The organism is Kribbella deserti, assembly GCF_042434725.1.
GTDB lineage: Bacteria > Actinomycetota > Actinomycetes > Propionibacteriales > Kribbellaceae > Kribbella > Kribbella deserti.
The window spans coordinates 1-14,741 of the sequence record NZ_JBHLTC010000020.1 but is presented as its reverse complement, the minus strand read 5'-3'; the positions used below and the strand labels follow the sequence as shown (position 1 = coordinate 14,741).

The 14,741-nt window shown below is 64.4% G+C and carries 11 protein-coding genes; 8 read left to right on the top strand and 3 right to left on the bottom strand.

All coding sequences use genetic code 11. The features are described 5' to 3' along the window. Positions 1 to 82: 82 nt before the first annotated feature. Positions 83 to 1,114, top strand: coding sequence for a hypothetical protein (locus ACFFGN_RS18120; RefSeq protein WP_380049015.1), 1,032 nt, complete (start codon positions 83 to 85; stop codon positions 1,112 to 1,114). Positions 1,115 to 1,372: 258 nt separating this feature from the next. Further along, complete coding sequence (locus tag ACFFGN_RS18115; protein WP_380049013.1) at positions 1,373 to 2,953, top strand: S41 family peptidase; 1,581 nt, start codon at positions 1,373 to 1,375, stop codon at positions 2,951 to 2,953. A 62-nt stretch (positions 2,954 to 3,015) separates the two neighbouring features. Here the strand turns inward: ACFFGN_RS18115 and ACFFGN_RS18110 are convergent, their stop codons facing one another. Next, complete coding sequence (locus ACFFGN_RS18110) at positions 3,016 to 4,086, bottom strand: hypothetical protein (RefSeq protein ID WP_380049011.1); 1,071 nt, start codon at positions 4,084 to 4,086, stop codon at positions 3,016 to 3,018. A 259-nt stretch (positions 4,087 to 4,345) separates the two neighbouring features. Here ACFFGN_RS18110 and ACFFGN_RS18105 point away from each other — a divergent pair, with 259 nt between their 5' ends. From ACFFGN_RS18105 to ACFFGN_RS18080, 6 genes are all read left to right on the top strand, one after another. Then, a complete protein-coding gene (locus tag ACFFGN_RS18105) occupies positions 4,346 to 5,476 on the top strand; it encodes a hypothetical protein (RefSeq protein WP_380049009.1) in 1,131 nt (376 codons plus the stop codon). Between the two features lie 67 nt (positions 5,477 to 5,543). Then, positions 5,544 to 8,417, top strand: a complete 2,874-nt coding sequence (locus ACFFGN_RS18100) for a helix-turn-helix transcriptional regulator (protein WP_380049007.1) — start codon at positions 5,544 to 5,546, stop codon at positions 8,415 to 8,417. A gap of 51 nt (positions 8,418 to 8,468) precedes the next feature. Next, positions 8,469 to 8,870, top strand: a complete 402-nt coding sequence (locus tag ACFFGN_RS18095) for a hypothetical protein (RefSeq protein WP_380049006.1) — start codon at positions 8,469 to 8,471, stop codon at positions 8,868 to 8,870. Further along, positions 8,854 to 10,710 carry an AfsR/SARP family transcriptional regulator gene (locus tag ACFFGN_RS18090; protein ID WP_380049004.1) on the top strand — a complete coding sequence of 619 codons (1,857 nt, stop codon included), beginning with the start codon at positions 8,854 to 8,856 and terminating at the stop codon, positions 10,708 to 10,710. Before ACFFGN_RS18095 ends, ACFFGN_RS18090 begins: the two co-directional genes overlap by 17 nt. Before the next feature lie 151 nt (positions 10,711 to 10,861). Then, complete coding sequence (locus ACFFGN_RS18085) at positions 10,862 to 11,932, top strand: hypothetical protein (protein ID WP_380049002.1); 1,071 nt, start codon at positions 10,862 to 10,864, stop codon at positions 11,930 to 11,932. Between the two features lie 130 nt (positions 11,933 to 12,062). Continuing rightward, the gene (locus ACFFGN_RS18080) at positions 12,063 to 12,764 is read left to right on the top strand and encodes an IS630 family transposase (RefSeq protein WP_380049000.1); all 702 of its coding nucleotides are present in this window, start codon (positions 12,063 to 12,065) and stop codon (positions 12,762 to 12,764) included. A 370-nt stretch (positions 12,765 to 13,134) separates the two neighbouring features. Here ACFFGN_RS18080 and ACFFGN_RS18075 read toward each other — a convergent pair whose 3' ends face one another. Continuing rightward, entirely contained in the window at positions 13,135 to 13,539 is a 405-nt protein-coding gene (locus ACFFGN_RS18075) for a site-specific integrase (RefSeq protein WP_380048998.1), read from the bottom strand. Between the two features lie 825 nt (positions 13,540 to 14,364). After that, a partial coding sequence (locus tag ACFFGN_RS18070) for a hypothetical protein (protein ID WP_380048996.1) occupies positions 14,365 to 14,741 on the bottom strand: 377 nt, incomplete at its 5' end.

The window sequence follows — 14,741 nt, the reverse complement described above, 5'->3', positions numbered from 1 at the left end:
TGTTGTTGATAGGTGCCTCCACGTGCGGCGGACTCGAAATCTGGAGAATATGTTGCTTCGATCTCGTGCATTGCTATCGGCTGTGGCCGCTGTCCTCACCCTTGCCGCGGGGATTCTGCTGGTGCCATCTGCCCAAGGGGCAGGCTCGGTGCCTTTGTCCGTGTCCTTGTCGGCGCCGGCATCCGGCGTCTATGGCTCTACCATCGATCTGACGGGCGCGGTATGGCGAACCGGAACCTCGACAAGCCTGCCCGGTGTGACCGTGTGGTTGCAGCGATCGGTCCATGGGCAGAACAAGTACGGAAATCTCGCCTCTACCCGCACCAACTCCTCCGGTGGTTTTGCCTTCAAGGTGACACAGGGCGGCGCGTTCGACTATCGCACGTACTACGCGGGCTCGGGCACCTATGCCAGGGCGTACAGCCCGGTGCGGTATCCGGTGACGAACCGCTACCTGGCTCTCGAGTCGCTCTCCACGACCTCTAGCCGCACTGGAGTACTCACCGCCAAGGGGCGCGCCGTGCCTGCGCCGCCGGACGGGACGGTTGTCTACCTGCAGCGGTATTCAGCCGAAGGGAGGGGATGGGCGAGCTTGGCGACCGGAAAACTGGTGTCGGGGCATGTGACGATCAACGCAGCTCAACCGGGTTCGAGGGCGACCTATCGGCTGGTGACCGGCGCCCTCTATCCGCTCGGTCCGGGCGTTTCGACCTCGAAGCAATTCAGCCACTACGTGTGGCGCGGTGCTTTCGTCAAGCCTCTGAAGTCTCGCCATTCGAACGTGGGCTTCGGGATCTCCCAGATGCCTACAGAGCCGACTGCGATGTTGGCTGTTTCATCGAGCGGCACGAACGGGTCTGTTCTGATCAATCCCGACATCACGGGCTGTTTGAGCGCCCATTCCGTCACCAGCTTCGACAACGGGTTCTTCGTCAAGCCGGTAACCGTGCAGTTGGCAACGGACAAGTCGCACGTCTCCGGCGCGATCGAGTCCGCAACCGCTACCCGCGAACTCGGCTTGGACATCGCTGGTGCTGACTATCTGCGGTATGCGGTCTCATCCGACGGCACTTTTGATGTTCTGGCGAAGCTCGAACTGCTCTGCGCCAACTGACCAACCAGAGAGCCGGTCCGGTGAGGCACAGGTTCGTCGGCGATCGTCAGGCTGTCGATTTCAGCTTGAGATCAGCATCGGATCAGGTTGTCTCCAGGAACTGGAGCCATGCTGAATCTCAGCTCGCTGGAACCCGGTCCCGTTCATCCGATGCGTCCGGAGCGCGATGGCCCACCTTAAGCTCTCGTAGATCGCCGGCACAGCAGCCCGCGATCACTCCAGCGGGACGGTGAACTCGCTGACAGATCGGAGTGGGCAATGAGACATGGCTCGATCCCGGTACTCGCGTTGATCAGCGCATTCGCGTTGGCGACAGGGACCGCAACAGCAGTTGGAGTGCCGTCTGGACACGGCCCGGCTGCCCCCAGCGACGCGGCGTCGGCTGCGCATCGGCACCTGGCGCTTGTCCGCGCCGCGGCAACCGGCGGTGACGGTCCGCCGGCGGCCAGGATGTCGGCGACACAACTGGCCGCCTCCATCGACGCTACCTGGGGCGAAGGCCTACCGACGGCCCGCAAGCTGGAGATCTTCGATGGGTTCTGGACCGCCGTCGACCAGCGCTTCGCCGCATTCCAGGGCATTGAGCATGTCGACTGGCCGGCGCTTCGTGATCGGTATCGGCCGGAGGTGGCCGCGGGCGTCAGCCGCGGACGTTTTGCGGCGATCATGAATCACCTCTCGATGGCGCTGCGAGAGTCGCATACGGTTGCCCTCGATCGTGAGGTCAATCAGAACACGTTGCCGGCTCCAGGCGTACCGTTGCTGTGGCATGGTCCATGGCTGACGAACACGTTTGGAGCTTGCACAACGGCGCAGGCGGACGGATCTGCCCTGATCATCAAGGTGTCGCCGTCACATCCGCTGGGGCTCGACCCCGGTGATCGCGTGCTTGGCTTCGAAGGTCGGCCGTGGACCGAACTGTACCCGGAATTGCTCCAAGACGAGTTGCCGATCTACCGCGCCGGCCTCTGGGGTTCGTCGCCCAATGCATTCCGGGACAACTGGATTGCTTCGGGGCCAATGAACTGGTACCTGTTCGACACCATTGACGTTCTCAAACATGACACTGGGACGGTCCAGCATCTCGCGACGGCGCCATTGGCGACTGGCCCAGTGAGTCCGCCCTGTAGTGAGCAGGTTGACCTGCCGGGGATCGCCAAACCCCAGCTCGGCAACAACAACACGGTCACCTGGGGCATCTTGCCGGGGACCAGCATCGGCTACGTCTATGTGTGGGGGTGGTTCGGGGATGCCGCGACGAAGTTCACCCAGGCGATCGAGGAGCTCACCCAGCAGCGGCAAACCGACGGTCTGATCCTCGATTTCCGGTTCAACCTCGGCGGCAACATGTTCTTCAGCGATGCCGGCATGGCCATGCTGTTCGATGGACCGAAGGCCACAGTCGGTTTCGATGTACGCAAGTATCCGCATGATCACTTCGCCATGAAACCTGGCTTCGAATCGGGGCCGTCCTGGTACATCGTCGACAACAACGCCGATCCCCGTTCCTATAACAAGCCGATCGCGGTTCTCACCGGACCGGGCGCGGTGAGTTCCGGGGACCAAGTGGCGCTTCGCGCGGCACTGCACCCAAACGCTCGCGTCTTCGGGAGGACGACTGCTGCCGCATTCAATGCCGCAGAAGGTGCCGGTCTCGACGCGGGCTGGCTCAGTGCGGTCGCGGTGTGGGAGGCCTATCGTGTTGGTGCACCCAATAACTACCTGACCCACGACGAGTTCGCGGTGGACGAACCCGTCTCGCTGACCCCCGACGATGTGGCTGCCGGACGCGACACCGTAGTCGATGCGGCCGTCGACTGGATCAGCACCGGTAATTGAGCTAGCGGGAAGGGCGTCGGCATCCTGACGCCGACGCCCTTCGTACCCGAAGACGGCGGGACCTAGTTGGCGCAGCGCAGCTCTAGTGTTCCGAACAGGGCGTTGCTAGAGCCCTCAAGGTGCAGAGAGTGCTTCAGGCTGCCATTGGAGAAGTCGTGATCTGGATTGGCGGGCGTGGCCAAGGAGAGGCCCGCACCGGCTGCCGTTCCGAGTTGACCGGACTCGTTGAGTTGCTGGGTCGGGCTCAGCGAGATGGACCCGGTAAGGATGATATTGGTTGGACCACCGGTCACCCGGTTCGAGGTGTACGACCGGGCCTGTTTGCAGCCCGCGGCGGCCGGGTAGATCCGCAGGACGCCGTCTTTGACGGTCTGCTCAGCGTAGAAGGCGTAGCGCCTGGGGTCTTGGGTGGGGGTGGAGAGAGTGAAGGTCCCGTCGCCTGTGACCTGGGCAGGCTTGGTGAACGCGCCGCGCCACACATAGTGGGCGAAGCGCCTTGTGGCGGAGATGCCCGTGCCGTACGGCCAGAGTCCACCTATCGCCAGGCGGTAGGAACCGATGGAGCCGGGCTGTTTCGCCTCGACTGTCACCTTGCCGTCGGTGACAGTCCTGCCGGAGGCGAGGTAGGCCCACGTCTTGGATTCGGGGGAATAGCGCTGCAGGTAGACGGGCGTACCCGCAGGCGGCGCCGGGATCGCCTGCCCGGTCGCCCGAAGTTGGCCCGATTCAGCGTCGATGGTGGCGATGGAGCTGAACCCCAGATAGCGGTTGGTCACCGGGTAGCGCACGGGGCTGTAAGCGGGCCGGTACGTCGGCGAACCGGCGAAGTAGGTGCGGTATTCGTAGGCGTAGGCCTGCCGGATGGAGAACGCGTACGTCCCGGTGCTGCTGGTACGGGTGGTGGTGAGGTTGCCGAACTTGTTCTGGCCGCGCACCGAGCGCTGAAGGTAGACCAGCGTGTTCGGTAACTTGGTCGAGGTCCCGGTTCGCCACAACATTCCGGTCAGCTTGATCGTGGAGCCGTACACCCCCGACGCCGGCGCCGTCAGGCTCAGAGACGAACTGACACTCCCTGCGGCCCGAGCAGCCGGCACACTGCTGGGCAGGGACAGCCCGCCCACCGCAATCACCATTCCCGTTGCTAAGGCTGCGAACCCGCGAGCCCTCATGGCACCCTCCATTTCACTGTGCGGTCAGCTGGGGCACACCGCCCCTCACAACCCTCGCCCACCGGCCTGACAAGACGCTGAAAGGTGTCTGAAGCAACGGTTGCCGAGTCAACGCACAGGCGCCAATGGGGATCACCGGTCACTTCCGGGTTTCGTACTCAGCGCGACGTCAGCTTGGCTTCAACCTCCGGGGCGATGCTTGCGTGGGGAGACGTAGCCGACGGTGCCGATCGACCTCATCTGGCCTGCCTGTGTTCTCGATATCGTGGGGGTTCAAATGGATTCTGTTCGTTGGTTGTCGCCTCGTGGGATTATGGTGCCCGCCGTGGCCTTGGTCGCCGCTGGGATCGCGGTGATCGCGATAGTCCTTGCGCCGGTGGCCAAGGGAACTGCGGCAGGTGCCGTACCGTCGTCCGTGTCGTTGAGTGCGCCGGCGTCGGGTGTGTACGGCTCGACGGTCACCTTGACCGGTACGGTGTGGCGCACTGGTACCTCACCTCTAGTGAAGGTGCCGGGCGCGACGGTGTATCTGCAACGGTCGGTGCGGGGGCAAAATCGGTTCGGCAATCTGGCCACGACCCGGACATCGTCGTCAGGTGGATACGCGTTCAGCGTGCGGCAGACCAGCGCGTACGACTACCGTGCCTACTATCCGGGTTCGTCGACGTACCGGGCTGCAGTGAGTCCGGTCCGGTATCCGGTGACCAACCGCTATCTGGCGCTCAACTCGATCACGACCACCAACGCCGACACCGGTGCATTGCGGGTGACCGGCAGCGTCATCCCCGCGCCGACTTCCGGGACTGTGGTGTATCTGCAGCAGCATCTGCCCGAGTACCGGACATGGGCCACTGTCGGCTCCGGAAGAACGGCCGCTGACAAGGTCACCATCACGACCAGCCGCCCGGGGTCTGTCGCGTCGTACCGCCTGGTGACCGGCAGTCTGTACCCCTACGGCCCAGGGACCTCGACATCGAAATCGTTCGCCCACTACGTTTGGCGCAGCGGCTTCGCCAAACAACCGATCAGCGTCTATGAGACCGGCAGTGCCACGGCGATGTCGAATAACAGCCGGGGTGGACTCATTACGATCCTGCGTGACAAGAACTCCCTCTTCGTGCTGCCTGACGCCATAGGTTGTCGTCAAGCTAGGTCCATCACGGCCCAAGAATCCGCCAGCAGCGGCGCTGCATCGATCGACCTAGGCTCCGCGACTGGGACCCTTGCTGCGGGAGGCGCGCCTGTGAAGTTGAACGCCGACATCGGACCAGGCTTCGACATCGGCTATGGGATCTCTGCGCTCGCTGCCTCGAGTCAGACGAACACTACTCTGGAATTGCTCTGCCCGAACTGACCCGCGATAGCCGGTCTGGGAACGCAATCGGCTGGGTCCATCCGTAGGCGTAACGGATACTTGAGCCATGAACGGGGCGATGGGACGGCGGGTTTCCAGTTCGCGGCTGATAGGGCGCGGGGACGAGTTGGCGGCGCTCAAGGAGTTCTTGGCCGGCCTCCGACAAGGCGAGCCGGGAGTCGCGATGGTGTCCGGCCGGGCCGGCTCCGGGAAAACGCGGCTGATTGCCGAGCTGGACAAGTTGCTGAGGAAACAGCGAGTGACGGTTCTGAGAGGAACCTGCCTTCCGCTCGACGCCGGTGGCCCGCCGTATCTCCCACTGCACACTGCGCTTCGTCCAGCCCTGCCGCATGAGGCGCCGGTGTTGGCCGCACTGGCCGATCCTGGGTTGTTGAGCCGCACGCAGCTGTTCGAGCAATTGCGAGTGGCGATGGAGGCGTTGGGAGGACACGGCCGGTGCGTGCTCGTGGTCGAGGACGTGCATTGGGCAGACCGAGCAACGCAGGATGCGCTCTTGTATCTCGTCGCGCAGATGACGGCCGGGCGGTGGGGACTCGTGCTGACTATGCGCCCGGAAGACTATTCCGGCGGAAACACCCTGAGTGATGCTCTGGAGCGTCGACCCGTTCTGCGAGTGCAGTTGGGAACCATGACGCAAGATGAGGTTCGAGAGCAGGCGGCCGCCATCACGGGCACCATGCCGACCGAAGATGACGCCGCGATCCTCCATCGACGAACGGGCGGGATCCCTTTGCTGGTCGAGGAGGTCCTCGCCGCGGGCGGTAGCGGCGTACCGGACCATCTCCGAGCGATATTCCTCTCCAGAATCAAGGCACTTGGAGCGGACGTCGGCGAGGTACTGAACGCGGCCGCGGTGGTCGGCCGTGTTTGCGATGAGCGGGTCTTTGCCGAGGTGCTGGACCGAAGTCTGAACGGCATCCGAGAGGCTTCGAGGCTTGCCGTTGAGGGCGACTTGCTGGCTGTCGAAGATGGCGGTTACCGGATCCGCCACGAGCTGCTGAAGGACGCGGTGTACGAAGCGCTGCCGCCGGCGCGGCGCAGGGAACTTCACCTTCGGACGGCGCGTGTGCTCACCGGTCTGGGCCAGGCAGACGCCGCAGAGCTGGCTCACCATTGGCACCGCGGCGGTGCGGCTGAAGAAGCAGCCCGTACGTCGCTGGTTGCGGCGGCGCTCGCGGAACGAGCGGCGGCCCCCGGCGCGGCGTACCTCCATTTCGAGCGGGTGCTGGCACTCTGGTCCGCCGCTGGCGAGGAATTCCAGTCAGCCGCCGGTGGGCGGGCTGAGGTGCTCAGGCTCACCGCTATCGCAGCCGAGCGTAGCGGTGCCTTCGACGCCGCGGTGGCGCTCACTGAAGAGCGGCTTGGCCATTGCCGGGATGTGGATCTGCCATTGGTGTGGGAGCGGCTGGCCCGTTATCGCTGGCAGGACGGGGACGGTCTCGGCGCCGCCACTGCCTACCAAGAGTCGATTCAGCGCCTGCCGCCCGATGCGCGCTCGGATGCGCGTGCCAAGGTGCTATCGGGCTACGCCTGGTACCTCAGTCTCAGTGGTTCTGCCGATGACGCGATGAGTGTCTCGGCGGCTGCCCTGGAGACGGCGCGGGACGTGACAGATCCAGCTATCCGATGGCAGGTGCTTTTCAGCTGGGGTCTTGCCAGGCTCGACACTTCGGCGGGGCTCGAGGCACTCGAGCAGGCACGCGAACTCGCCGCGTCCTTGGATGCGGGATATGACGTGGCCATCTGCGACCTGCAGCGGAACGTGAGCTTGCGCAGCCTCGGAAGGTACTCCGACTGTGAGGCGGTGCTGCGCAATGGCCTTCGATACGCGGCTGCTCACGGCCTCAGCCGAAGTGTCGGGGCCGTGTTGTCGTACATGCTGGCCGAGCGGCTGATCGAGTGCGGTGACTGGGCCGAAGCCTCCGAGCTCCTTCGGTCTGCACGGGCACAACGCACTCGCGGAATACCCGCCTACTTCACCGGCGGGTATCTCGCCCGGCTCGCCGCTTACCAGGGTGACGACTCGCTCCTAACAGACAGCGTGGCCGAGGTCGAGAGCATCGCGGTGACAGTCCCGCAGCAGCCCGTACCCCATGCGATGGCGCTGCTGGCGAAAGCCGAGCGTTCGCTGTGGGCCGGTCAGCCCAGTTCGGCCGCCCAGTCGAGTGCGGCGGCCATGGAGGTGCTGGTAGGGGAGACCGGCTATCGCGCGAACGCCGCCGCAGTCTTGGCCCGGGCTCAGGCTGACATGGCGCATTCCGCCGTCCTGAGGGGCGACGTGGCCTACCGGCCGATCTTGTCACAGAGCGAACTATGCAGGCTGGCAGCGGAGTGGCGGACGTCCACTCATGAACCGGTGCGCGCGTTCTCCGCCCTGGTACGAGCCGAGGCGGACCGAATGGACGGCGCTCGCGATCCAATCCCTTGGCGGAACGCCGTCGAGGCGTGGTCGATCGCCGGTTGGCCATACTGGACGGCTTACGCGCGGTGGCGGCTGGGCTGGGCCCTCCTGCGTGAGCGCTCGGGCCGCCCAGAGGCCCGGCAAGAGCTCCGTGGCGCCTACGAGACGGCCTGCGCACTTGGCGCGGAGCCGCTACGAGGAGCCATTGAGGAACTGGCCGTGTCTGCGAGGTTGCAAGTGGTGCCTGGCGCTGATCGGGCCGAAGTATGGGCCGCTGACGAGTTCGGGCTCACCGCCAGGGAATCGGAGGTGCTGCCGCTGCTGGCGGCCGGCCGGACCAATGCCGAGATCGCCCAGATCCTGGTGATCAGCCCGCGCACGGTGGGTGAGCACGTATCAAGGATCCTGCACAAGCTCGGCGCCGGTCGCCGTACCGAGGCAGCCGCGATCGCACGTCGGGCCGGACTGATCGACACCTCGGCTGGCGAGGACGGAATACGTCGTTCGACGGATGTATGACCGAATCTGCCTGCCTACCTTCGGCATCACCGAAGGATGAGGGAGGATTCGATGAGCGGGCCGTTCGTCGTGGTGAGCAGATCGCGGATCAGGGCCGGGCGGGCGGCAGCCCATGCGCTCTGGTACGAAGCGCTCTGCCGGTCGGTCGAGGAGAACGAACCGCGGATGCTGGCATTCAACGCCTACGAGTCCGAGGACCGTCAGGTCTGTGTGGTGGTGCAGATCCATCCGGATGCGGAGTCGATGGAATACCACCTCAGCTTGTACGCCGACAAGGTGCTGGGAACTCCCGAGTATGACCAGGTGGAGTCGATCGAGATCTGTGGAGCACCCAGCGAGGCGCTTGAACGCAGGCTGCAGGCGGACTTCCCGAATCTTCCGGTGACTGTCGTGCGGGTCCATCGTGCCGGTTTCACCCGGCTTCGGGAGGTGTCCGATGTCGTTGCTGGCTGAAGTCGCGAGCCGACCACAACCGTTGCTGTTGGGGAGTCGCGCGCAAGTAAGGCTGCTGGGAACCGTCGATGTGACAGTGGACGGCGTACCGGTCGAGATCACCGGTGTGAGGCGGAAGATGGTGCTGGCGGCGCTAGCAATAAGTGCGGGCCAGGTGGTCAGCAGCGATCTGCTGATGGATGTCGTCTGGTCCGGTAAGGCACCGGCGACGGTGATGAACACATTGCAGAGCCACGTCTCGTATCTGCGCCGAGCGATCGGTGTTCCGGGTGCTCTGAGCGCGGCATCTCCCGGGTATCGCCTGAACCTCGGGCTGGAGAGCACGGATGTGCAGCTGGCTGAACGACTCATGGCTGAGGCCATGGACTCGCCCGATTTGGCAGTGAAGGCGCAGCGTCTGCAGTCGGCGGTCGAGTTGTGGCGAGCGCGGCCGCTGGCCGATATCCGGGGCACCGCGTGGGTCGAGGAACAGGCGGCGCGGCTGGAGCGGATGAGAGATCAGGCGCTCAAATCGCTTATCGATGTACGGCTCACCATGGGCGAACATGGTGCGCTGCTGCCCATCCTCGAGGATCTGGCCGGCCAAAATCCCTTCGACGAGGATGTCAGCGGGCAGCTGATGCTGGCGTTGTACCGAGCTGGAAGGCAGGCTGACGCGCTGGCCGTGTTCAGGCAGACCCGAGACCGCCTGGCGAATGAGCTGGGTATCGACCCGGGAAGACGTCTGCGGCAGCTCGAGCAAGCCATTCTGCGACAGGACCGGTCCCTCGACATCCACCCCTCGGCTGATGACCGGACGGACGGTGACCTGGCCGGATTCCCCGTGCCCGCGCAGCTGCCGCCGGTGGCGGCCGGCCTGGTGGGTCGAGCGGCGGAGATCACCGAGCTGGACGTGGTGAGGACCAGCGTGCGTCCGAGCGGCAGCGTCGGCGTGACCCCTGTCGTCGCGATCACCGGTATGGCCGGAGTCGGTAAGTCGACGCTCGCCCTCTCGTGGGCTCACCGCGTCGCACCCGAGTTCCCGGACGGCCAGTTGTACGTCGACCTTCGGGGTTTCTCGGTGGTAGACGATCCGATGTCGCCAATTGAAGCACTGCTGGGACTGATCGAGTCACTAGGCGTGTCGGCGCAGCGAGGCACTTCCGATATCGGCACGTTGACCGGCCGGTACCGAACGCTCTTGGCCGGCAAGAAGGTTCTCGTCATTCTGGATAACGCGCACAATGCGGAACAGATCCGGCCGCTGCTGCCCAGTACAACGGGTTGCATGGTCGTGGTGACGAGCCGCTCGGACCTCAGTGCGCTGAGTGTGACCAACGGCGCCCAGCAACTTCGCTTGAGGCCACTTGCAGTTTCCGAGAGTCGTGCGCTCCTGGACGCACGTCTCATGGGTGGCCAATCGACCGACCGCGATGCCGGAGATCTCGACGAGCTACTACGGTGCTGTGGCGGGCTGCCGCTTGCCATCGCCATTGCCGCCAGTCGCTGGTCTTCGGCCGGTCAGCGGCTGGCTATCTCGAGGGGATCTGGACAGGACGGCTCGAGGATCCTGGACGTGCTGAGCGACAGCGACACGTCGGCTGATCTTCGGTCCGTGTTCTCTGGCTCCTATCGGTGGTTGAGTCATGAAGCAGCTCAGTTGTTCCGTGTGCTCAGCACAGGTGATCACGCGGAAACGTCAATCGGGCCGCCGCAACGTTCGGGGGCGCCGTTCAACGAGCTGGCGCGTTCCAATCTCCTGGAACGCAATGGGGACGGTGCTTACAGCATGCATCCGCTCTTGCGCGCCTATGGCCAGGAGTTGGCTGCAGCCACGCAGCAAACGGCGATGAGTTCCTGACCGTGGAGGGTCGGCGTCGTCGGATGTTGTGGCGTTGATGGGTTTGTCCGATTTCAGCGCTGCTTCAGGCTCGGTCGTTACTGACCTGTGATGCTGACTTGAAGTGTGTCGATGTTGGTTCAGTGTTTTCGGTTCGTTGCAAGGGGCGTGGATGGTGTTGAAGGTACGGAAGATTGCGGCGGTCGTGGCGACTGGCGTCGCGGTGGTTGGTGCGGTGCTGGTTGTTCCATCGGCTCAGGGTGCCGGGTCGGTAGCGTCGTCCGTTTCTATGGCTGCGCCCGCTTCTGGGGTCTATGGGTCGACAATCATGTTGACGGGGCGGGTAACGCGTTCGGGAACTTCAACGGGCTTATCGGGGGTGACCGTCTATCTGCAGCGGTCGGTGCGTGGTCAGGGCCGGTTTGGGAATTTAGCCAGTACGCGGGCGGGCTCGACGGGCGCGTTTACGTTCTCGGTGGTGCAGACTTCGGCCTATGACTATCGTGCCTATTACCCCGGTTCGGCGACTTATGCTCGGGCTTTCAGTCCGGTCCGGTATCCGGTGACAAACAGATATGTGGCGCTGGATTCTGTGGTGACGACGAGTTCTGAGACGGGTGCGTTGTCGGCGACTGGTCGTGCGATTCCTGCGCCTCCAGATGGCACTGGTTTGGTTCTTCAGCGTTATAGCGGTGAGGCTGGCGGTTGGATCAACGTCGCTACTGGGCGTACGGCGGGAGGCAAGGTGACGATCTCGGCTGTTGTTCGCCCAGGTTCTTCGGGCACGTATCGGCTGGCCACGGCAAGCCTGTATCCGTACGGACCGGGCACGTCCGCGAGCAGGTTCCTCGAGCACTTCGTCTGGCGCGGCGCCTTCACCAAAGCCCCTGTCCGTACTAAGAGCGACGGCGACAATGAAATGGTGATCAACGATCAGGATCCCACCTTCGGCACGATGCACATCACGACCTACGAAGGCCAGCTCGGCCCGCAGGTACTCCCGGATGACCTGCATTGCACCAAGGCTCGCGCACACTCCGCCCTGCTCGACAAACCGTCCCACTCGGTGACCGTTTATCTCACAGCGGGCGCTCAGAACCGGGCCAAGGTGCTTCCTGCCGGATTTCACGGTGAGGTGACAATCGACGTGGACATCATCGGTGCCCTTCGAACGAAGTACTACTTCCAATCTGCGGGCGCAGTCAAAATGTCGACCCGCATCGAACTGCTCTGCAGCAACTAGTGTCGCGTAAATGATGCTGCTCTGACCTGGGGTGGCGTGGTGTCCTGCCTCGCAGGAAACGTTGGGGTTGTAACCGTGTCGGGTTGGCCCGACCGGTGGCGAGTCTGAAAGCTGGTTGTCGGAGGTGGTGATGGCTCGACAGCCTGAGGTGTTCGTGCGCTCGCTGGAACCCGAGGAGATCAGGTGCCAGGCCACAAAGACGTGGAAGGCCGGCCGGGATCCGGACTTCACGGCGAAGATGGCCCGTGTCCTCAGCCTGTACGACGATCCACCGACGTCCGGACACATCATCTGTGCCGACGAGTTCGGTCCGTCGAACCTTCAGCCCAGGCCGGGCCGGGGATGGTTCCCCACCTCCAACCGGCCCCGGCTGCGCGCTACCTGCAACCGCAACGGCGGGGTGCGGCACATGTTCGCCGCACTCGATCTGGCCACCGGGCAGATGTTCTACCGGTTCCGAGACCGCAAACGCTGGCAAGAATTCCTCACGCCCCTGTCCCAGCTTCGGGCCAGGTTCCCGACCGGGACACTGCACGTGATCTGCGACAACTACTCACCCCACAAGCGAATTGAAGTCGCCAACTGGTGCAGCGCCAACGCGGTCGAGCTGGTGTTCACCCCGAGCAACGCATCCTGGCTGAACTGGATCGAGTGCGAGTTCACCGCACTGCGCTACTTCACCCTCGACGGCAGCGACTACCCCAGCCACACCGTCCAAGAGAACGCGATCGCGATCGCCGGCTACGTCCGCTGGCACAACAACACGCCCAGCCCAACGACACTTCGCCATCGACTCCAAAATCCGCCGACCCGATTACCTACCCAACTGTGAGTCTTTGCTTGACGCGCCATTAGCATCGCGTTTGATCGACAAGGGCCCCGCTCCTCCGGATCTGGAGGAGCGGGGCCCTTGTCTAGTCTGCCATGCGGGAACCAGCTCGGCCTCCCGCTGGCGGCACCAGCGGCTGTCCATCCTGTCGCTGGCCCCTGCGTGCGCGGCCAGCTCGGCGGCGGTACTCGGTGCCGGTACTGGCGCGGCACCTGTTGGCTCGATCGGTTCCAGCGCGGGACTGGCTGACGGGCAAGAACCGGCTTGGTAGGCATCGCAGTGACCTTTCGCTCGTTGACACGAGTCGTGTCAACCAGGCTCGACGTGCTCAAAGGTCATCCCTGGCCAGCCAGACCTGCAATACTTTGACGGTTTACCGGGTTAGCGGGGTGGCGCGGCCCTTGCGGCTCTTGCCGCGGCAGCGAACCTGCGCTCCCGTACCGCGGTGCATGTCGGCGACGGGGAGACTGGTCAGCTCGGAGACGCGGAGTCCGGTCTGGCAGGTGGCCAGCAGCGCGGCGTAGCGGAACAGGGAGCGGAGCGCCGCGAGCCGGGCGTTGCGAGTGGTGCCCTTGGCCCGCTCGGTCCTCAGATGCTGCAGGAACCCTGCGATGAGCGGGCGTCCAGGCCGGAGAGGTCCAGGCGGTTGGCTGGAGCAGGTGCTGCGCCAGCCGAAGTCCAGCAGCAGCCGGCAGGTGTCGCGGTAGGCGGCGACGGTGTTCGGGCTGGCCTGGCTTGCCCGTGAAGAACCCCTGCAGGATCGGGGCGAGCGGGCCATGACTGTTCCCCGAACGCCGTCTCAAGACGATCGGCGGCCAGCGCGAGCAACTCCGAAATCGCCTGCAGATACCAGTACGTCGACCTCGGACCCACGTAACCAGCCAGGTGGACAGCCACGGCAGCCGGGCTTGGACGTCGCCGCCGTCGCGGTAGAAGTCCAGCAGCGTGGCGACCGTGAACGCATGCCGCAAGTCCTGCATCCGCGTGCGACGTCGTGCCGGCGGCGCTTGGATCCCAGCGTCGTTGACCAAGTCCGCGCAGATGTGGGTGAGGTTGTTGGGGCCCTGCCGCGTGCTCCGGGTGGAGACGAACAGGGTCGGCGCTGCCGGTGCGGACACCAGCGGTCGCGGCACTGTTGATAATTGCGCAAACCCGGCGACGGTGGACGAGTACAGGAACACCTGGCGGGAATTGCCGACTTGAAGTCGGCGATCACCAGCACCCTGGTGTCCAGGTCGACCTGGACACGGTCAATACGGCAGGCCTCGGACTTGCGCATGCCGGTGACCGTGAGCCGGCCGATCGGTGTCTGCCAGGTCACGGCCCGCAGCGGCGGGTTGAGCCGACCCGCCGCTGCGATCAGCGCTGTGATCTCGCCGGGTGCGGTGCGGCAGCGCCGAAGATGCGCACCACCATCAGGGCGGCGGCCCAAGGGCCTTCGTCGCTGCTGGCGCGCGGTGTCGGGTCGTCCAGTCCGTGTTCGAGGCGGGCAGAGGTGGCAGGTTCCAGGCGAAGTGGTCCGGGAGCTGCGTTCGCGGATCCCGGGCCACCTCATCGCGGGGAAGGAACGTGTCCAACTCAATCGTTGCTGAGCATTTGAGGGTCAGTTGGAGCAAAGCATGGAGAGATTCGCATCGATCTGGAACGACTCGTCGGAATAGGCGGCGTATCGCAGCTGGTCGATGCCGGCGAGGTCGGTGGTGACCTCAGGTGTATCCCCCACGGTGTTGATCCTCTTCGTGGCGGTGCCCTTGTTGGTGGCCAGTTGAACCGTGACAGGCTTGTTGAGGACCGCTCGGGGCGCGATGCCAGTGATAGCTTTCGCGCGGACACAGCCTGAATAGTTCGGATAGATGACGACCGATGGGCTCGTTCCCGACGCAGCAATCGCCAGTGAATAGAAACGGTCCGCCGGGATTGGTGCGATGTTCGCTGCTGTGTTGGAAATGGTTCCTGTCAGTGGTTTGGTGAGTGCTCCGC